The 19,843-nt window shown below is 58.7% G+C and carries 19 protein-coding genes; 17 read left to right on the top strand and 2 right to left on the bottom strand.

Annotated features, from left to right (window positions below):
* Positions 1-121 precede the first annotated feature (121 nt).
* The 14 genes from hpaG to yjiA all read left to right on the top strand — a co-directional run bounded on the left by hpaG (position 122) and on the right by yjiA (position 14,316).
* The gene (gene hpaG, locus FZF21_RS02990; RefSeq protein WP_023295879.1) at positions 122-1,399 is read left to right on the top strand and encodes a 4-hydroxyphenylacetate degradation bifunctional isomerase/decarboxylase; all 1,278 of its coding nucleotides are present in this window, start codon (positions 122-124) and stop codon (positions 1,397-1,399) included.
* A complete protein-coding gene (hpaE, locus tag FZF21_RS02985; RefSeq protein ID WP_149121077.1) occupies positions 1,396-2,862 on the top strand; it encodes a 5-carboxymethyl-2-hydroxymuconate semialdehyde dehydrogenase in 1,467 nt (488 codons plus the stop codon). Before hpaG ends, hpaE begins: the two co-directional genes overlap by 4 nt.
* 2 nt (positions 2,863-2,864) lie before the next feature.
* Complete coding sequence (gene hpaD, locus FZF21_RS02980; protein WP_149121078.1) at positions 2,865-3,716, top strand: 3,4-dihydroxyphenylacetate 2,3-dioxygenase; 852 nt, start codon at positions 2,865-2,867, stop codon at positions 3,714-3,716.
* A gap of 9 nt (positions 3,717-3,725) precedes the next feature.
* A complete protein-coding gene (locus FZF21_RS02975; RefSeq protein ID WP_023295876.1) occupies positions 3,726-4,106 on the top strand; it encodes a 5-carboxymethyl-2-hydroxymuconate Delta-isomerase in 381 nt (126 codons plus the stop codon).
* A gap of 106 nt (positions 4,107-4,212) precedes the next feature.
* On the top strand, positions 4,213-5,016 hold the full coding sequence (hpaH, locus tag FZF21_RS02970) for a 2-oxo-hept-4-ene-1,7-dioate hydratase (RefSeq protein ID WP_045259529.1): 804 nt from the start codon (positions 4,213-4,215) through the stop codon (positions 5,014-5,016).
* A 9-nt stretch (positions 5,017-5,025) separates the two neighbouring features.
* On the top strand, positions 5,026-5,820 hold the full coding sequence (gene hpaI / locus FZF21_RS02965; protein WP_015572592.1) for a 4-hydroxy-2-oxoheptanedioate aldolase: 795 nt from the start codon (positions 5,026-5,028) through the stop codon (positions 5,818-5,820).
* A 21-nt stretch (positions 5,821-5,841) separates the two neighbouring features.
* A complete protein-coding gene (gene hpaX / locus FZF21_RS02960) occupies positions 5,842-7,185 on the top strand; it encodes a 4-hydroxyphenylacetate permease (RefSeq protein WP_047736938.1) in 1,344 nt (447 codons plus the stop codon).
* Positions 7,157-8,047, top strand: coding sequence for a 4-hydroxyphenylacetate catabolism regulatory protein HpaA (gene hpaA / locus FZF21_RS02955; protein ID WP_017383853.1), 891 nt, complete (start codon positions 7,157-7,159; stop codon positions 8,045-8,047). Before hpaX ends, hpaA begins: the two co-directional genes overlap by 29 nt.
* 195 nt (positions 8,048-8,242) lie before the next feature.
* A complete protein-coding gene (hpaB, locus tag FZF21_RS02950; protein ID WP_023295873.1) occupies positions 8,243-9,805 on the top strand; it encodes a 4-hydroxyphenylacetate 3-monooxygenase, oxygenase component in 1,563 nt (520 codons plus the stop codon).
* A gap of 17 nt (positions 9,806-9,822) precedes the next feature.
* The gene (locus FZF21_RS02945) at positions 9,823-10,332 is read left to right on the top strand and encodes a 4-hydroxyphenylacetate 3-monooxygenase reductase subunit (RefSeq protein WP_017383854.1); all 510 of its coding nucleotides are present in this window, start codon (positions 9,823-9,825) and stop codon (positions 10,330-10,332) included.
* 120 nt (positions 10,333-10,452) lie between these two features.
* Positions 10,453-10,710, top strand: coding sequence for an HTH domain-containing protein (locus FZF21_RS02940; protein WP_015572587.1), 258 nt, complete (start codon positions 10,453-10,455; stop codon positions 10,708-10,710).
* Between the two features lie 219 nt (positions 10,711-10,929).
* Positions 10,930-13,083 carry a carbon starvation CstA family protein gene (locus tag FZF21_RS02935; RefSeq protein ID WP_149121079.1) on the top strand — a complete coding sequence of 718 codons (2,154 nt, stop codon included), beginning with the start codon at positions 10,930-10,932 and terminating at the stop codon, positions 13,081-13,083.
* 65 nt (positions 13,084-13,148) lie between these two features.
* Complete coding sequence (locus tag FZF21_RS02930; protein ID WP_003856610.1) at positions 13,149-13,352, top strand: YbdD/YjiX family protein; 204 nt, start codon at positions 13,149-13,151, stop codon at positions 13,350-13,352.
* Between the two features lie 10 nt (positions 13,353-13,362).
* Complete coding sequence (gene yjiA / locus FZF21_RS02925) at positions 13,363-14,316, top strand: GTPase (RefSeq protein WP_045141645.1); 954 nt, start codon at positions 13,363-13,365, stop codon at positions 14,314-14,316.
* Positions 14,317-14,370: 54 nt separating this feature from the next.
* On the opposite strand, the gene FZF21_RS02920 is transcribed toward yjiA, so the two are convergent.
* A complete protein-coding gene (locus FZF21_RS02920; RefSeq protein WP_045330235.1) occupies positions 14,371-15,729 on the bottom strand; it encodes an esterase-like activity of phytase family protein in 1,359 nt (452 codons plus the stop codon).
* A gap of 411 nt (positions 15,730-16,140) precedes the next feature.
* Here FZF21_RS02920 and FZF21_RS02915 point away from each other — a divergent pair, with 411 nt between their 5' ends.
* Positions 16,141-16,686, top strand: coding sequence for a YfaZ family outer membrane protein (locus tag FZF21_RS02915; RefSeq protein WP_006810254.1), 546 nt, complete (start codon positions 16,141-16,143; stop codon positions 16,684-16,686).
* A 180-nt stretch (positions 16,687-16,866) separates the two neighbouring features.
* Here the strand turns inward: FZF21_RS02915 and FZF21_RS02910 are convergent, their stop codons facing one another.
* Positions 16,867-18,237: an NAD-dependent succinate-semialdehyde dehydrogenase gene (locus FZF21_RS02910; protein WP_015572583.1), complete on the bottom strand. Its 1,371-nt coding sequence runs from the start codon at positions 18,235-18,237 to the stop codon at positions 16,867-16,869.
* A gap of 153 nt (positions 18,238-18,390) precedes the next feature.
* Between FZF21_RS02910 and FZF21_RS02905 the strand changes: the two genes are divergently transcribed.
* Positions 18,391-19,143: an AraC family transcriptional regulator gene (locus FZF21_RS02905; RefSeq protein ID WP_017383861.1), complete on the top strand. Its 753-nt coding sequence runs from the start codon at positions 18,391-18,393 to the stop codon at positions 19,141-19,143.
* Positions 19,144-19,181: 38 nt separating this feature from the next.
* Positions 19,182-19,820: a LysE family translocator gene (locus FZF21_RS02900; protein ID WP_047736941.1), complete on the top strand. Its 639-nt coding sequence runs from the start codon at positions 19,182-19,184 to the stop codon at positions 19,818-19,820.
* Positions 19,821-19,843 lie beyond the last annotated feature (23 nt).

The following is a 19,843-nucleotide window of genomic DNA, read 5'->3' as shown; positions in this document are numbered from 1 at the left end:
ATTGTTATTTGCATCACAAATTATTCACTTCTGATTGCGAAACGAACAGCAAAAGCATAAAACCAGATCATTAACATATTAATGAAATCAAAACCGGACAGCCGGTTTGAGGAGTATGGGAATGAAAGGTACTGTTTTTGCCGTAGCGCTAAACCACCAAAGCCAGCGTGTGGCCTGGGCTGAGGCGTTTGAAAAAGCCCCCTATAACGCGCCGCCAAAAACGGCGGTGTGGTTTATCAAGCCACATAACACTGTTATCCGCGCAGGCGAACCGATTCCCTTCCCGCAGGGAGAAACCGTGTTAAGCGGCGCGACGGTGGCGCTGGTGGTGGGCAAAACCGCCAGCAAAGTACGCGTTGAAGAGGCGGCGGCGTACATCGCCGGCTACGCGCTGGCTAACGAAATCAGCCTGCCGGAAGAGAGCTTCTACCGTCCGGCGATCAAAGCCAAATGCCGGGATGGATTTTGCCCGCTCGGCGAACCTGTCGCCGTTGATAACGTGGATAATCTGACCATCATCACCGAGATCAACGGCCGCGAAGCGGACCACTGGAACACGGCCGATCTGCACCGCAACGCCGCCGAACTGCTGAGCGCCCTGAGCGAATTTGCCACCCTGAACCCCGGCGATGCGATATTGCTCGGCACTCCGCAAAGCCGCGTCGAAGTTCGCCCGGGCGATCGGGTACGTATTCTGGCAGAAGGATTTCCGCCGCTGGAAAACCCGGTGGTGGAGGAACGCGACGTTGCCATCGCTTCGCGCACGCCGCCGCTCGCCACGCTGTTTGCCCTCGGTCTGAACTATGCCGACCACGCCAGCGAGCTGGACTTCAAGCCACCCACCGAGCCGCTGGTGTTTATCAAAGCGCCAAACACCTTTAACGGCGACAACCAGACCTCGGTGCGCCCAGACAACATTGAATACATGCATTACGAAGCCGAGCTGGTGGTGGTCATCGGCAAAACCGCGCGCAAGGTCAGCGAAGCCGAGGCGATGGACTATGTTGCGGGCTACACGGTGTGCAACGACTACGCCATCCGCGATTATCTCGAAAACTACTATCGCCCGAACCTGCGGGTGAAAAGCCGCGACGGGCTGACCCCAATCAGCCCGAACGTAGTGCCAAAAGAAGCCATTCCTGACCCGCACAACCTTCGTCTTCGCACCTACGTCAACGGTGAACTGCGTCAGGAAGGCACCACGGCAGACCTGATCTTCAGCATCCCCTACTTGATTGCGTATCTGAGTGATTTCATGACCCTGCAACCGGGCGACATGATTGCCACCGGCACGCCGAAGGGGCTGTCCGACGTGGTGCCGGGCGATGAGGTAGTGGTGGAAGTGGAAGGCGTAGGCCGTCTGGTAAACCGAATTGTCAGTGAGGAGACTGCAAAATGAAAAAGATTAACCACTGGATCAACGGTAAAAACGTCGCCGGAAGTGAGTACTTTCAAACCACTAACCCGGCCTCCGGCGAGGTGCTGGCAGAAGTGGCCTCAGGCGGCGAAGCCGAAATCCATCAGGCCGTTGCCGCCGCCAAAGAGGCGTTTCCGAAATGGGCCAACCTGCCGATGAAGGAGCGCGCGCGCCTGATGCGTCGCCTGGGGGATCTGATTGACCAGAACGTGCCGGACATTGCCGCGATGGAAACCGCCGACACCGGCCTGCCGATCCACCAGACCAAAAACGTGCTCATTCCGCGCGCCTCGCACAACTTCGAGTTCTTCGCCGAGGTGTGCCAGCAGATGAACGGCAAAACCTACCCGGTCGACGACAAGATGCTCAACTACACCCTGGTGCAGCCGGTGGGTGTCTGCGCGCTGGTGTCGCCGTGGAACGTGCCGTTTATGACCGCCACCTGGAAGGTCGCGCCGTGCCTGGCCTTAGGGAATACCGCGGTGCTGAAGATGTCTGAACTCTCCCCGCTGACCGCTGACCGTCTGGGCGAGCTGGCTCTCGAAGCGGGCATTCCGGCGGGCGTGCTCAACATGGTGCAGGGCTATGGCGCCACGGCGGGCGACGCGCTGGTGCGTCATCATGACGTGCGCGCCGTCTCCTTCACCGGCGGTACCGCCACCGGGCGCAACATCATGAAAAACGCCGGGCTGAAGAAGTATTCCATGGAGCTGGGCGGCAAATCGCCGGTGCTGATTTTCGAAGATGCCGACATTGAGCGCGCGCTGGACGCCGCCCTGTTTACCATCTTCTCCATCAACGGCGAACGCTGCACCGCCGGCTCGCGCATCTTCATCCAGCAGAGCATCTACCCGGAGTTCGTCAAACGCTTTGCCGAGCGCGCCAACCGCCTGCGCGTGGGCGACCCGACCGATCCGAACACCCAGATTGGCGCGCTCATCAGCCAGCAGCACTGGGAAAAAGTCTCCGGCTATATCCGCCTCGGCATTGAAGAGGGGGCAACCCTGCTGGCGGGCGGCCCGGACAAACCGACCGATCTGCCTGCGCACCTGAAAGGCGGCAACTTCCTGCGCCCGACCGTGCTGGCGGATGTCGATAACCGCATGCGCGTGGCGCAGGAGGAGATCTTCGGGCCAGTGGCCTGCCTGCTGCCGTTTAAGGATGAAGCGGAAGGCCTGCGCCTGGCGAACGACGTGGAGTACGGCCTGGCATCTTACATCTGGACCCAGGACGTTAGCAAAGTGCTGCGTCTGGCGCGCAGCATCGAAGCGGGCATGGTGTTCGTCAACACCCAGAACGTGCGCGACCTACGCCAGCCGTTTGGCGGCGTGAAGGCCTCCGGCACCGGCCGTGAGGGCGGCGAGTACAGCTTCGAGGTCTTCGCGGAGATGAAGAACGTCTGTATCTCCATGGGCGACCATCCGATTCCAAAGTGGGGGATCTGATCATGGGAAAATTAGCCTTAGCAGCAAAAATCACACACGTTCCGTCAATGTATCTCTCTGAACTGCCGGGCAAAAACCACGGCTGCCGCCAGTCGGCCATCGACGGGCATAAAGAGATCAGCAAGCGCTGCCGCGAGCTGGGCGTGGACACCATTATCGTCTTCGACACCCACTGGCTGGTGAACAGCGCGTATCACATCAACTGCGCGGACCATTTTTCGGGCGTCTACACCAGCAACGAGCTGCCGCATTTTATTCGCGACATGACCTACGACTACGACGGCAACCCGGAACTCGGCCAGCTGATTGCCGACGAAGCGGTGAAGCTTGGCGTTCGCGCCAAGGCGCACAACATCCCGAGCCTGAAGCTGGAGTACGGCACGCTGGTGCCGATGCGCTACATGAACGCGGATAAGCACTTCAAAGTGATCTCCATCTCGGCGTTCTGCACGGTTCACGACTTCGCCGACAGCCGCAGGCTGGGCGAGGCCATCATCAGTGCCATCGAAAAATACGACGGCACCGTGGCAGTGCTCGCCAGCGGCTCGCTGTCGCACCGCTTTATGGACGACCAGCGCGCGGAGGAAGGGATGAACAGCTACACCCGCGAGTTTGACCGTCAGATGGACGAGCGCGTGGTGAAGCTGTGGCGCGAGGGGCAGTTCAAGGAGTTTTGCAGCATGCTGCCGGAGTACGCCGACTACTGCTACGGCGAGGGCAATATGCACGACACGGTGATGCTGCTGGGGATGCTCGGCTGGGACAAATACGACGGTAAGGTGGAGTTTCTCACCGAGCTGTTCGCCAGCTCCGGCACCGGCCAGGTCAACGCCGTTTTCCCGCTGCCCGCGTAAGGAGCCGCCATGCCGCACTTTATTGCTGAATGTACCGACAACATCCGCGAGCAGGCCGACCTGCCAGGGCTGTTCGCCAAAGTGAACGAGGCGCTCGCCGCTACGGGCATCTTCCCCATCGGCGGTATCCGCAGCCGCGCCCACTGGCTGGACACCTGGCAGATGGCAGACGGTAAGCACGATTACGCCTTTGTGCATATGACGCTGAAGATTGGCGCGGGGCGCAGCCTGGAAAGCCGGAAAGAGGTCGGTGAAATGCTGTTTGCGCTGATCAAAACGCACTTCGCGGAGCTAATGGCGGGCCGTTATCTGGCGCTCTCTTTCGCCATGGAAGAACTCGATCCGACGCTGAACTACAAACAAAACAACGTGCACGCGTTGTTTAAGTAGACATCTTTTTCGCCCGGTGGCGCTTCGCTTACCGGGCCTACAACGGCTCGAACGTAGGCCGGGTAAGCGAAGCGCCACCCGGCAACAGCCGCACAAAGGATACGCCATGCTCGACAAACACACCCATACCCTGATCGCCCACCGCCTGCATCAGGCGGAACAATCCCGGGAGCAGATCCGCGCGATCTCGCTGGAGTACCCGGAGATCACCATTGAAGACGCCTACGCCGTCCAGCGCGAATGGGTGAGCCTGAAAATCGCCGAAGGCCGCGTGCTGAAAGGCCACAAGATCGGCCTCACCTCCAAAGCGATGCAGGCCAGCTCGCAGATCAGCGAGCCGGACTACGGCGCGCTGCTGGACGATATGTTCTTCCACGACGGCAGCGACATCCCCGTGGATCGCTTTATCGTCCCGCGCATCGAAGTGGAGCTGGCCTTCGTGCTGGCAAAACCGCTGCGCGGCCCGAACTGCACGATCTTCGACGTCTACAACGCCACGGATTACGTCATCCCCGCCCTGGAGCTGATCGACGCCCGCTGCCATAACGTTGACCCGGAAACCCAGCGCCCGCGCAAGGTGTTCGACACCATCTCCGATAACGCCGCCAACGCGGGCGTGATCCTCGGCGGCCGCCCGATTAAACCCGACGCGCTGGATCTGCGCTGGATCTCCGCCCTGCTCTACCGCAACGGTGTGATCGAAGAGACCGGGGTCGCCGCAGGCGTGCTTAACCACCCGGCAAACGGCGTGGCGTGGCTGGCGAACAAACTCGCGCCATACGACGTGCAGCTTGAGCCAGGCCAGATCATCCTCGGCGGCTCGTTTACCCGCCCGGTTGCCGCCAGCAGAGGCGACACCTTCCACGTCGACTACGGCAACATGGGCTCGATTAGCTGCCGCTTTGTGTAGGAGTGCACCATGGAAAACGCATTTAAGACCGCGCTGAAAGCAGGAAAGCCACAAATCGGCCTGTGGCTGGGGCTGACCAGCAGCTACAGCGCTGAGCTACTGGCCGGGGCCGGTTTTGACTGGCTGCTGATCGACGGGGAGCACGCGCCGAACAGCGTGCAGACCGTCCTGACTCAGCTCCAGGCCATCGCCCCTTATCCCAGCCAGCCGGTGGTGCGCCCATCGTGGAACGATCCGGTGCAGATCAAGCAGCTGCTGGACGTGGGGGCGCAAACCCTGCTGGTGCCGATGGTGCAAAACGCCGACGAAGCCCGTCTGGCGGTCAGCGCCACCCGCTATCCGCCTGCCGGCATTCGCGGCGTCGGCAGCGCGCTGGCGCGGGCGTCGCGCTGGAACCGCATCCCGGAGTATCTGCATCAGGCTAACGACGCCATGTGCGTGCTGGTGCAAATCGAAACTCGCGAGGCGCTGAAAAACCTGCCGCAGATCCTGGACGTGGAAGGGGTGGACGGCGTGTTTATCGGCCCGGCGGATCTGAGCGCCGACATGGGCTTCGCCGGTAATCCGCAGCACCCGGAGGTGCAGGCCGCCATTGAACAGGCGATCGCGCAGATCCTCAGCGCGGGCAAAGCGCCCGGCATCCTGATGGCGAATGAACAGTTGGCAAAACGCTATCTCAGCCTCGGCGCGTTGTTTGTCGCGGTCGGCGTGGATACCACCCTGCTCGCCCGCAGCGCCGAAGCGCTGGCGGCCCGCTTTACCGACGTCACCACAGCAGTTGATAACAATAAATCCGTCTACTAAACGTACGATGTGGAGCGCAACATGACGACCTCAACCCTGCATAATAAAGCTGTTGAACATCGCGTTATTAATAAGCTGTTCCGTCGTTTGATCGTGTTTCTTTTTATCCTGTTTGTTTTCTCGTTTCTCGATCGCATCAACATCGGCTTTGCCGGGCTGACGATGGGCAAAGATCTGGGCCTCACGTCAACCATGTTTGGCCTGGCCGCGACGCTGTTTTACGTGACCTACGTGCTGTGCGGTATCCCCAGCAACATCATGCTGGCGAAGGTCGGCGCCCGCCGCTGGATCGCCGGGATCATGGTGGTGTGGGGCATCGCCTCTACCTGCACCATGTTCGCCACCAGCCCCGAAACGCTTTATGTCCTGCGCATGCTGGTGGGCATTGCCGAAGCCGGTTTCCTGCCAGGCATTCTGGTCTATCTCACCTGGTGGTTCCCGGCGTATCACCGCGCCCGCGCCAACGCGCTGTTTATGATCGCCATGCCGGTGACCATGATGCTCGGCTCGATCCTCTCCGGGTACATTCTGGCGATGGACGGGCTGTGGAACCTGAAGGGCTGGCAGTGGCTGTTCCTGCTGGAGGGGCTGCCATCGGTGGTGCTCGGCGTGGTGACCTGGTTCTACCTTAACGACACCCCGGATCAGGCCACCTGGCTGGATGATTACGAAAAGCAGGCACTCAAAACGATGATCGCCCGCGAGCAGGAGCTGGCCATTGCGCACGCCGCCACGCCGCGCTCGACGCTGCGCGAGGTGCTGACGCCCGCCGTGCTGCTCTACACGCTGGCCTACTTCTGCCTGACGAATACGCTGAGCGCGATCAACATCTGGACGCCGCAGATCCTGCAAAGCTTCAACACCGGCAGCAGCAATATTGTGATTGGCCTGCTGGCGGCGATCCCGCAGTTTTGCACCATCCTCGGGATGATCTGGTGGAGCCGCCGCTCCGACAGGCTGAAAGAGCGAAAAAAGCACACCATCCTGCCGTATCTGTTTGCAGCGGCGGGATGGATGCTGGCCTCGGCGACCGATCACAGCCTGATCCAGCTGCTTGGCATCATCATGGCCTCAACCGGATCGTTTACCGCCATGGCGATATTCTGGACCACGCCGGATCAGGTGATTAGCCTGCAATCCCGCGCGGTGGCGCTGGCGGTGATCAACGCCATCGGCAACGTCGGGTCTGCCGTCAGCCCATTGCTGATAGGTATTCTGCGCGACGCGACCGGCAGCTTCAGCTCGGGACTGTGGTTCGTGGCGGGTCTGCTGGTGGTGGGCGCGCTGGTGCTGACGCGCATTCCGATGACGCAGCGGGATCAACAGAGGAACGATCATGTGCCAGAGCCCCATCGCCAACATTGATATCAGCAAGGATTACGACGAAAGTCTGGGCACCGACGATGTGCACTACCAGTCGTTTGCCCGCATGGCGGCCTTTTTTGGCCGCGACATGCAGGCGCACCGCCACGACCAGTATTTTCAGATGCATTTTCTCGACACCGGGCAGATTGAGCTCCAGCTCGACGACCACCGTTACTCGGTGCAGGCGCCGCTGTTCGTGCTAACGCCACCGTCGGTGCCGCACGCGTTTATTACCGAATCCGACAGCGACGGCCACGTGCTGACGGTGCGCGAGGATCTCATCTGGCCGCTGTTAGAAGTGCTCTACCCCGGTACGCGGGAAGCGTTCGGCCTGCCGGGGATCTGCCTGTCGCTTGCCGACAGGCCTGACGAGCTGGCGGCGCTGAAGCACTACTGGCAGCTGATTGCCCGGGAATCCACGGAACAACTGCCCGGTCGCGAGCATACGCTGGTCCTGCTGGCCCAGGCCGTTTTTACCCTGCTGCTGCGCAACGCGAAGCTCGACGACCACGCGTCAGGCGGCATGCGCGGTGAGCTGAAGCTTTTTCAGCGCTTTAACCAGCTGACAGATGCTCATTACCACGAGCACTGGACGGTGCCGGAGTATGCAAGCGAATTGCATCTCACCGAATCTCGCCTGACCGATATCTGTCGCCGCTTCGCCAACCGCTCGCCGAAACGGCTGATCTTCGACCGCCAGCTGCGGGAAGCCAGGCGTTTGCTGCTGTTTTCCGACAGCACAGTGAGCGAAATTGCCTGGCAGCTGGGGTTTAAAGATCCGGCCTATTTCGCCCGTTTTTTTAACCGACTGACGGGGTGTTCACCCAGTGCATACCGGGCGCAGAAAGTACCGGTTTCCTGAACGCATAACGGTTCGTAGGGCGGGTAAGCGCAGCGCCACCCGCCGAAAAGCCGCACAGATCACAAATCCACCTCTCACCCGAAAAGTACCTGCCGTTGTCCCAATCGTCCCTTCACGTTTCGCCCCTCTCACGCTTCAATTAAACAACAAAAACAAAACATAAATTTAACAACCATCTTCCGATACGAGGTCCCTATGAAGCCTGAAGATTTCCGCGCTGATGCCAAACGTCCGTTAACCGGTGAAGAGTATTTAAAAAGCCTGCAAGATGGCCGTGAGATTTATATCTACGGCGAGCGCGTTAAGGACGTCACTACCCACCCGGCATTTCGCAATGCGGCGGCGTCCATCGCCCAGATGTACGATGCCCTGCACAAGCCAGACATGCAGGATACCCTCTGCTGGGGTACCGACACCGGCAGCGGCGGCTACACCCATAAATTCTTCCGCGTGGCGAAAAGTGCCGACGATCTGCGCCAGCAGCGTGACGCCATCGCCGAGTGGTCGCGCCTGAGCTACGGCTGGATGGGGCGTACGCCGGACTACAAAGCCGCGTTCGGCTGCGCGCTCGGCGCTAACCCTGCCTTCTACGGTCAGTTCGAGCAGAACGCCCGCAACTGGTACACCCGTATTCAGGAAACCGGACTGTACTTTAACCACGCCATCGTCAACCCGCCGATCGATCGCCATAAACCGGCGGACGAGGTGAAAGACGTTTACATCAAGCTGGAGAAAGAGACCGACGCCGGGATCATCGTCAGCGGCGCGAAAGTGGTGGCCACCAACTCGGCATTGACCCACTACAACATGATCGGCTTCGGCTCCGCGCAGGTGATGGGGGAAAATCCGGACTTCGCGCTGATGTTCGTCGCGCCGATGGATGCCGAAGGGGTGAAGCTGATCTCCCGCGCCTCATACGAGATGGTGGCAGGGGCGACAGGCTCTCCGTACGACTACCCGCTCTCCAGCCGCTTTGACGAGAACGACGCCATTCTGGTAATGGATCATGTGCTGATCCCGTGGGAAAACGTGCTGATCTACCGTGATTTCGACCGCTGCCGTCGCTGGACGATGGAAGGTGGCTTCGCCCGCATGTACCCGCTTCAGGCCTGCGTGCGTCTGGCAGTGAAGCTCGACTTCATCACCGCTCTGCTGAAGAAGTCGCTGGAGTGTACCGGCACCCTCGAGTTCCGCGGCGTGCAGGCGGATCTCGGCGAAGTGGTGGCATGGCGCAACATGTTCTGGGCGCTGAGCGACTCCATGTGCTCCGAAGCCACGCCGTGGGTAAACGGCGCGTATCTGCCTGACCACGCGGCGTTACAGACCTACCGCGTGATGGCGCCAATGGCCTATGCGAAGATCAAGAACATCATCGAACGTAACGTGACCTCGGGGCTGATCTATCTGCCGTCCAGCGCGCGGGACCTGAACAACCCGCAGATCGACCAGTACCTGGCGAAGTACGTGCGCGGCTCCAACGGGATGGATCATGTCGAACGCATCAAGATTCTGAAACTGATGTGGGATGCCATCGGCAGCGAGTTTGGCGGACGTCACGAGCTGTACGAAATCAACTACTCCGGTAGCCAGGATGAGGTCCGCCTGCAATGCCTGCGTCAGGCGCAAAGCTCCGGCAACATGGACAAGATGATGGCGATGGTTGACCGCTGCATGTCCGAGTACGACCAGCACGGCTGGACCGTACCGCACCTGCACAACAACACTGATATCAATATGCTGGATAAGCTGCTGAAATAACGCAGCGGGAGGTTTCAATGCAATCTGAAGAACGCCTGCGTTTTCGAGACGCGATGGCCAGCCTGTCGGCGGCGGTGAATGTGGTCACTACCGAGGGCGATGCGGGTCGCTGCGGCATTACCGCCACCGCCGTCTGTTCGGTCACGGACACCCCGCCCTCGGTCATGGTCTGCATCAACGCCAACAGCGCCATGAACCCGGTCTTCCAGGGCAACGGCAAACTGTGCGTCAACGTGCTGAACCATGAGCAGGAGATCATGGCCCGCCACTTTGCCGGGATGACTGGCATGGCAATGGAGGAACGCTTTGCTCTCTCCTGCTGGCAGAAAGGACCGCTGGCGCAGCCGGTGCTGAAAGGCGCTCTGGCAAGCCTGGAAGGTGAGATAACCCAGGTGCAAACCATCGGCACCCATCTGGTTTACCTTGTAGAGATTAAGAACATCATCCTCAGCAGCGAGGGGCACGGCCTGATCTACTTCAAACGCCGTTTCCACCCGGTGATGATGGAGATGGAAGCCGCGATTTGATCCCGTTGCACAAAAAAACGCTAAGGTTTCCGCAAAGGTGCGCCGTTAACTATCCATAAGATAAATTTTCCGGGGCGGCTGGCAACGTCGTCAGCCGCCCCCTTAACGCTGGAAAGTCTTATGGCCCCTTCACCCCGAAGCCGCTCGGCTGAACGTCTGGTTGAAATCATTATTGCCCTGCATCGCAACGGAAGCGTTAATCGCCGCGATCTGATGCAAAAATTTGGCATTACCGAACGCACGGTGTACCGCGATTTACAGGCGCTTTCCCCGATTATTGAACACGACGGCAAAGGGCGCTATCAGCTGCTGCCCGCGTATCAGCCCTGCCGCTGCGTACACTACCCTGAAGCGAACGACAAAAGCCCACAGGGCTAGATTATTCTCAGTGATCTCAATCACATATTTTCTCCCACCGGGGGTGAGCCTTAACCACTCACCCTCGCTTTTGACCGCTCACGCATCGCTTTCAACCACTCACCCATTTACCGTGCTTTACACGCGCGAGGATCTGGCACGATCGCTCCAGCATTAATCAATACCTCCTCACAACGAACCCTGACCCTTTTTTCTTTACATAAAAAACCAGGTCTTATTATGGATACTAAAAAACTACTTAAGCACGTGCCCTGGGCCATCCTCGGGATCATCGGTGCTTTCTGTCTGGCGGTTGTCGCATTACGCCGGGGCGAGCACGTCAGCGCCCTGTGGATCGTGGTCGCGTCGGTTTCCGTCTACCTTGTGGCTTATCGCTACTACAGCTTGTACATCGCGCAGAAGGTTATGAAGCTCGACCCGACGCGCGCCACGCCGGCGGTTATTAACAACGACGGCCTGAACTACGTGCCAACCAACCGTTACGTGCTGTTTGGTCACCACTTCGCCGCCATTGCAGGCGCGGGTCCGCTGGTCGGTCCGGTGCTGGCTGCGCAGATGGGCTACCTGCCGGGTACGCTCTGGCTGCTGGCGGGCGTGGTGCTGGCGGGAGCGGTGCAGGACTTTATGGTGCTGTTTGTCTCCTCGCGCCGTAACGGTTCGTCGCTGGGCGAAATGATCAAAGAGGAGATGGGCCGCGTGCCAGGCACGATCGCCCTGTTCGGCTGCTTCCTGATCATGATCATCATCCTGGCGGTGCTGGCCCTGATCGTGGTGAAAGCGCTGGCCGAAAGTCCGTGGGGCGTCTTCACCGTCTGCTCTACCGTACCGATTGCGCTGTTCATGGGCATCTACATGCGCTTCCTGCGCCCTGGCCGCGTTGGCGAGGTGTCGATCATCGGTATCGTGCTGCTGGTCGCCTCCATCTACTTCGGCGGCGTGATTGCGCACGACCCGTACTGGGGTCCGGCGCTGACCTTTAAAGACACCACCATCACCTTCGCGCTGATCGGCTACGCATTCATCTCAGCGCTGCTGCCGGTGTGGCTGATTCTGGCTCCGCGTGACTACCTGGCAACCTTCCTGAAAATCGGCGTTATCGTCGGGCTGGCCATTGGTATTGTGATCATCAACCCGGAGCTGAAAATGCCGGCGGTGACGCAGTACATTGACGGTACCGGTCCGCTGTGGAAAGGCGCCCTGTTCCCGTTCCTGTTTATCACCATTGCCTGCGGTGCCGTGTCTGGCTTCCACGCGCTGATCGCCTCCGGCACCACGCCGAAGCTGATGGCCAACGAAACCGACGCGCGCTTCATCGGTTACGGCGCGATGCTGATGGAATCCTTCGTGGCGATCATGGCGCTGGTTGCGGCGTCGATTATCGAGCCTGGCCTGTACTTTGCGATGAACACCCCGCCGGCGGGTCTCGGCATTACCATGCCAAACCTGCATGAGATGGGCGGCGAAAATACCGCGCTGATCCTGGCACAGCTGAAAGACGCCAGCGCGCATGCGGCGGCGACCGTCAGCTCCTGGGGCTTCGTGATTTCGCCCGAGCAGATCATGCAGACCGCGAAAGACATCGGCGAACCGTCCGTGCTGAACCGCGCAGGTGGCGCGCCAACGCTGGCGGTGGGTATCGCACACGTGTTCCACAAAGTGCTGCCGTGGGCGGACATGGGCTTCTGGTACCACTTCGGTATTCTGTTTGAAGCGCTGTTCATCCTCACCGCGCTGGATGCCGGTACGCGTGCAGGCCGCTTCATGTTGCAGGATCTGCTGGGTAACTTCGTGCCATTCCTGAAGAAAACCGACTCTCTGGTGGCCGGCGTTCTGGGCACTGCGGGCTGCGTAGGCCTGTGGGGTTATCTGCTGTATCAGGGCGTTGTTGACCCGTTGGGCGGCGTGAAGAGCCTGTGGCCGCTGTTCGGTATCTCTAACCAGATGCTGGCGGCTGTGGCCCTGGTGCTGGGTACCGTTGTCCTCGTGAAGATGAAACGCACCAAATACATCTGGGTCACCGTGGTGCCTGCGCTGTGGCTGCTGCTCTGCACTACCTGGGCGCTGGGTCTGAAACTGTTCAGCACCAACCCGCAGCTGGAAGGCTTCTTCTTCATGGCTAACCAGTACAAAGAGAAGATTGCCGCAGGCGGCGCGGATCTGACCGCGCAGCAGATTGCCAACATGAACCATATCGTGGTGAACAACTACACCAACGCGGGTCTGAGCATTCTGTTCCTGGTGGTGGTGTACAGCATTATCTTCTACGGCATCAAAACCTGGATGAAAGTGCGTAACGTTGAGGGCCGTACGGACAAAGAGACCCCGTACGTACCGGTGCCGGAAGGCGGCGTGAAGACCTCCTCACACCATTAATTAAGCATGTTACTGTAGGCCCGGTAAGCGTAGCGCCACCGGGCTTCTTCTATCTGGAACCCTCAATGTTTGGTAACTTAGGCGAAGCAAAAAAATACCTCGGTCAGGCGGCGAAAATGCTGATTGGCATTCCGGACTATGACAACTACGTTGAGCATATGAAGACCAACCATCCGGATAAGCCGTACATGACCTACACTGAATTCTTCCGCGAGCGCCAGGAAGCGCGCTACGGCGGAAGTGGAGAAGGCGGCGTCCGCTGCTGCTAAAGGAGAAACCATGACCCCGATTGCCGTTACCCTGCTGACCGGTTTCCTCGGCGCCGGTAAAACCACCCTGCTGCGCCACATTCTGAACGAGCAGCACGGCTTCAAAATCGCCGTCATCGAAAACGAATTTGGCGAAGTCTCCGTTGACGATCAGCTGATTGGCGACCGCGCCACCCAGATCAAAACCCTGACCAACGGCTGCATCTGCTGCACCCGCTCTAACGAATTAGAAGACGCCCTGCTGGACCTGCTCGACAGCCGCGATCGCGGTGACATCGACTTCGACCGTCTGGTGATCGAGTGCACCGGCATGGCCGACCCCGGCCCGATTATTCAGACTTTTTTCTCTCATGAGATCATCTGCCAGCGCTACCTGCTGGACGGCGTCATCGCTCTGGTGGATGCGGTCCATGCCGACGAGCAGATGAACCAGTTCACCATCGCCCAGTCCCAGGTTGGCTACGCCGACCGCATCCTGCTGACCAAAACCGACGTGGCGGGTGAAAGCGAAAAACTGCGCGAGCGCCTGACGCGCATCAACTCGCGTGCGCCAGTTTACACGGTGACGCACGGCGATATCGATCTCGCCCAGCTGTTCAACACCAACGGCTTTATGCTGGAAGAGAACGTCACCGCGAAACCGCGCTTCCACTTTATGTCCGACAAGCAAAACGACGTGACGTCGATTGTGGTGGAGCTGGACTACCCGGTGGACATCAGCGAGGTCTCCCGCGTGATGGAGAACCTGCTGCTGTCATTTGCCGACAAGCTGCTGCGCTATAAAGGGATGCTGTGGATCGACGGCGAGCCGAACCGCCTGCTGTTCCAGGGCGTGCAGCGCCTGTACAGCGCCGACTGGGATCGCCCGTGGGACGATGAGGCGCCGCACAGCGTGATGGTGTTTATTGGAATACAGCTGCCGGAAGAAGAAATTCGGGCAGCGTTTGCGGGGCTGAAGAAATAACCCCACCGATCATCCCCTCTCCCCCGCGGGGAGGGGGTTAGGGTGAGGGGGAACTTATTTCAACGCCTCCGGCAGCGTCACAATCCACAGCTCGCTGTCGGACTCCGGTTTCTTCAACGGCTTCACGCTGAGGGTGGTTTCAACCGGTTTGTCATCCAGCGTCAGCGCCCCCTGCGCGTTCACCCGATAATCCTTGAGCTTCTTGCCCTCGACTGGCTTCTGCATCGCCACCTTCACGCCAAAGTCATTATCGTTCGCTACCGCCAGCGTTTTGCTGTCAATCAGCGCCAGCCCTTCGGCCTTTTCCTGCTGCCAGCCTAGCGCACGCAGATCGACCACCTGCGTTTTTTCCGCAAGCGTGATGCCGCGCTGCGCCAGCGTTTTCTCATCATCAAACTCCGGGTATTCGCCCGGCTTGTCGAAGGCCGCCAGATCGCTCGCCTTGCTCAGATCAACCCTGTAGATGAGGTTACGCATTGCGTCATTTTTATCCTCGCCCTGTTCAATCAGCAGGATGGTGTGGTTATCCAGCGCCACTATGTCACCGATTTTGGCGTCGCTGTTTTTGCTGTAGGCCGCGCTGTCGACAGGGTAGCCGTACATCGCGGTTTTCCCGGTCGCCGGATCGAAGCTCACCAGACGCGTAAACAGCGCCTGTTTTTTGCTCTTCCCGTCGATATCCAGCGTGCTTTGCACGGCGGCGATAATGCGTCCGTCCGGCATGCGGGTCAGCCCTTCAAAGCCCCGGTTTGCCTGACGCCATTTGATAACGTTTGGCAGACCGCCCGCGATGGATTTCTCCCCTTCCGTCGCCTGCGGACCGTGGATCGCGAGGATTTTCCCTTTACTGTCGACGTTAATCAGGAACGGGCCATACTCATCGCACAGCCAGTAACCGCCCTTACCGTCCGGCGTGATGCCTTCCGTATCCAGCCCGCGGTTATCACCTTTCAGCACTTTTAAGGTGTCGCTTAGCGCGACTTCATTGGTAGATCCAATCACGCCGCTTTGCAGCGGCAGGCCGTTGATCTCGCCTTTATCGTCATGCAGCGGTCGCGCGTCCACGGCCTCCGCTTTGCCGTTTAGCACACGGATCGTCATCAGCAGCGGGGCGAAATCCGGGGTAGCAAAGATTTTGGCATCGTTTTTCCCCATTTTTGGCGAATCCGCGTTAGGACCGCGATCGGTCACGGTCGCAAACGTCAGCGCATCGCCCTGCTTGCCCGTGAATAACAAACCCGAACCAATCCCCACCGGGAGCCCGTTCGGGAATGCGCTGGCAAACGCACCGCTGTATTTGACATGCGCGCCTTCGGGAAAGCTGACGACGTAGCGCTCCGCGGTTGGCTGTGCCGCCAGGCCAGAGAAAGAGAGCGCACAACCGATTAGCACAGGAATAATTTTTCTTTTCATATTGTTAGCATCCAGTAAGTGAAGCCAACAACGTAATGAAGAAACGTGTCAGAAAAATGACATGTAATGGCAACGAAGCGGCGCGTACGGACGTATATCAATCACCAGAAATGTAAACCTCTGTCTTTATCTGTGTCAGCTGAAATACTTTTGGAAATTATTAGAAACCCAATTAATTCATGGCGAAGGACTATTTTCGCCTCGTTCATTTTACGTTTAGCCAGGAATGTAAACTGTCCCTAAACGCGAATGTATTGGACATTGACGATTTGCCATATAAACAATTCATCAACATTTACCATTCAAAAACCCAACACAAACAGCATATAAATGCGAGACCTATCACATTTGCAGTCATAAACATCGCTTGTTAAGGTGCCCTCAGATTAATTTAATGACGAGGAAACACTCATGAAAAAACTTAACATCCTGATCCTTTCTGCTCTGACCGCCGTATCGGGCTCCGCACTGGCCATGGGTGGCAGCATTGAGCAGGGTAAAAACTTTACTAACCTCAATCTGGAAATGGGGAAATCCTCATCCGGCCTGTATGCGGAGAGCAACTGGCTGAAAAACACCGATGACGGCACCCAGACCGGCGGCGTTGGGGCAGGCTACAACCTGGAAGTGGGTCCGGTGATGCTGAATGCTGGCGCGAAAGCCATCTACATCGGCCCGAAAAAAGGCGATAACGGCGTGGCATTCCCGATTGGCGGCGGCGTTAACGTTGCGCTTACGGACAGCATTCACGTGTTTGGTGAAGGTTATGTGGCGCCAGACGGCCTGAACAACAGCGTGAAGAACTATGTTGAAGCTAACGGCGGCGTAAGCTGGACGCCAGTCAAACCTGTCACGCTGAAAGTGGGCTATCGCCACGTGAGCGTAGACGGTAAAGACGGTCGTCCAAACCACACGCTGATCGATGGTGCATATGTAGGCGGTGGAGTGTCCTTCTAAGCCTGTTTGCGCGTTTCGCCCGGCGGCGCTACGCTTGCACGGGCCTACAATGAAGGGTGCAATGTATTAAAATTATTGCACATTGATTGTAGGCCGGGTAAGCGCAGCGCCACCCGGCAAGAAAGGCGATGCGACCGTTAATAAAAAACCTGCCGGATGGCAGGTTTTTTTATTAACGCATTACTTGCGAACGACCACCAGCTTCTGGTTCACAAACTCTTTGATCCCCAGGTCCGACAGCTCGCGTCCGTAACCCGAACGTTTTACGCCGCCGAACGGCAGCTCTGCCGCAGTGTCGGTGAGCCAGTTGATGTATACCATCCCGGTCTCAATGCGCGACGCCATTTTCTTCGCGCGCTCGATGTTCTGGCTGAACACCGCGCCGCCCAGACCGTAGTGGGAATCGTTAGCCAGTGCGACCGCTTCGTCGTCGCTTTTCACCACGTAAACCTGCGCTACCGGACCGAAGAACTCCTCGAAGTACGCCGGGTTATCGCGCGAGATATGTGTCAGGATCGTCGGCTCAAAGAAGCTTCCGTCACGCTGAACCGGCTTGCCGCCATGGTGCAGCTTCGCGCCATTTTTCACCGCCTCGTTAACCTGTTTAGTTAGCGTCTCCAGCGCGTCTTTGGATGACAAAGGCCCCAGCGTGGTGCTTTCGTCCAGCGGATCGCCAATTTTCACCTGCTTAAACGCCTCGGTGAATTTGCTCAGGAAGGCGTCTGCAATCTTTTCATGCAGGATAAAGCGCTTCGCCGCGGTACAGACCTGCCCGGCATTGTTCAGCCGCGCGTTAACGCCGATCTTCACGGCTTTATCCAGGTCGGCATCGTCCAGCACCACGAACACGTCGTTCCCGCCCAGTTCCAGGGTCGATTTTTTGATGTGCTTCGCAGCCTGTGCCGCAACCACGCTACCCGCTTTTTCTGAACCGGTCAGCGCCGCCCCCTGTACGCGATTGTCGGCGATAATGTTCGCCACCTGTTCGGACGAGATAAACAGGTTGGTCCACGCCCCTTCCGGCGCGCCCGCTTCACGTACCAGCTGTGCAAAGGTCTCTGCACAGTGCGGCACGATGCTGGCGTGCTTGGCGATCACCGGGTTGCCCGCTGCCAGGTTTGGCGCCAGAACGCGCATCAGCTGATAGTACGGGAAGTTCCATGGCTCGACGGCCATCAGCACGCCGATGGGGTGATGTTCAACCCATGCTTCCCCGAGTTCAGAGTCATACTTCACCGGGGCCAGGAACTGCTTCGCGTTGTCCGCATAGTAGCGGGCGATTTGCGCGCACAGCTTCACTTCGCCGCGGCTTTGTTCGATGAGCTTACCCATCTCCTGACTGGCGATTTTCGCCAGATCCTCCACGCGTTCGTCGATCAGGTCCGCCAGCTTATGCAGCACCGGCAGGCGCTGGCTTATGTCGCCTTTCGCCCAGTCGGAGTGATAGAGCGCATCGGCTGCCTTCAGCGCCGCTTCAACGTCTGCGTCAGTGTGAGAGGGATATTCTTTGATGAGCTGGTTCGTGGCAGGATTTACTGTCTGGTAAGCCATATCGAATCTCCTTGTTTTACCGCTTAGGGTATTAAGGGTAGTCAATCTGACTGGCTTTGAAGGTAAAGTTGGGTATATACGGAGGGTTCTTAACAAGACGCTGCCAGGCGATGCGCAGACATGGTATAAAAAATGCTCATCAATGGAGTTCCTATGACCGATACCCGCCACATCCGCCAGACCTTTAACCGCGCAGCAGGCCTTGAGCTGCGCAGTACGTGGCAAAGCACCCGGGCATATAAACGTCATTGCCATCCACAGCTCTCCATCGGCGCGATTGTGGAAGGCCAGACCTGCTGCGTAAGTCATGGCAATGCGTACGTTCTTGATCCCGGTGATCTTATCATGATCCCGGCTTATGCCCCGCACAGCTGCAACCCCGTTGTCGGGAAGCCGCGCAGTTACCATATGCTCTATATCGACACCGATCTTCCCCTGGCGCTACAGGTTATTCGCGATCCCACGCTCTTTAAGCACTTTCTTGCCGTTGTCGGGACGATGTCCTCCGCATCCGTGGAGACCCTGCTTTCTGCCCTTCCCCGTTGCGCGGGTGAGATGAATGCACCTCGCTCAACCAGCCAGCAGGTTCAGCAGGCGTTACTCTCCGACCTTGCCGCACCGCCTTCCCTTGACGAACTCGCCCAACGATTCTCACTGCGCAAGGAGACGCTGATCCGCACTTTCAGGCAGGATACCGGCCTGACGCCGGGCAGTTTCCTCAACATTTCGCGCGTGGAGTACGCCAAAGCGCGGCTGCGCGCGGGGGATGATATCGCCGACGTGGGCTACCAGAGCGGGTTTGCCGACCAGAGTCATTTTCATAAGACCTTCGTGAATTATACCGCTGCCACGCCGCGCCAGTACGCCACGGGCCGATCAATATCAGACAATAATCAGGATACGTAACGTCGTAAGGTGACCTCAGATTTGTCACTGAGGTCGCTATGGAACTGTTATTTCCCTCCGCCTTTCTTGCCCTGGCGCTGGCCCATTTTGTTGCCCTGTTAAGCCCGGGCCCGGATTTCTTCCTGCTGGTAGGCTACGCCGCCCGCTACCGGCTGCGCGGCAGCGCCGGATTGTGTCTCGGCATCGCAGCAGGTAACGGGTTGTATATCTTACTGGTGATTATCGGCTGGAGCGCGCTGCGCCAGTTTGGGTGGCTGTTTACGCTTATCGAACTGTCCGGCGCGCTGTACCTGCTGTGGATTGGCTCGCATCTTGTGCGCAGCCGCCCGCAGCCGCTGGCGCTGGAAGAAACCCGCCAGCGCTGCCCTTCTCTGCGGAAGCAAATCCTGCTGGGGCTGGGTTCGGCGCTGTTAAATCCCAAAAACGCGTTGTTCTACCTGGCGCTAATGACAGCGTTACTCGGGCCGGACGTCACACTGCTTCAGCAGGCGACCTGCGGCGTCTGGATGGTGATGGTGGTGCTGGTATGGGATCTGGCGCTGGTATCGCTGATGGGGTTACCGGCGGTTCAGCGAAAGCTCAGCCGTTCGCTCTGGCTGATAGAGCGCACGGCAGGGGTGGTGTTGATGGGGTTTGGTGGGTGGGTGCTGTGGCGGGTAGTGGCAAATATCCTCTGAGAGAAAAGGCAGCCTGACGCTGC

This window comes from Enterobacter sp. LU1, from assembly GCF_008271405.2.
Classification (GTDB): domain Bacteria; phylum Pseudomonadota; class Gammaproteobacteria; order Enterobacterales; family Enterobacteriaceae; genus Enterobacter; species Enterobacter hormaechei_C.
Note: the sequence above shows the minus strand (reverse complement) of the source record. Positions and strands in the feature narration are given on the sequence as shown.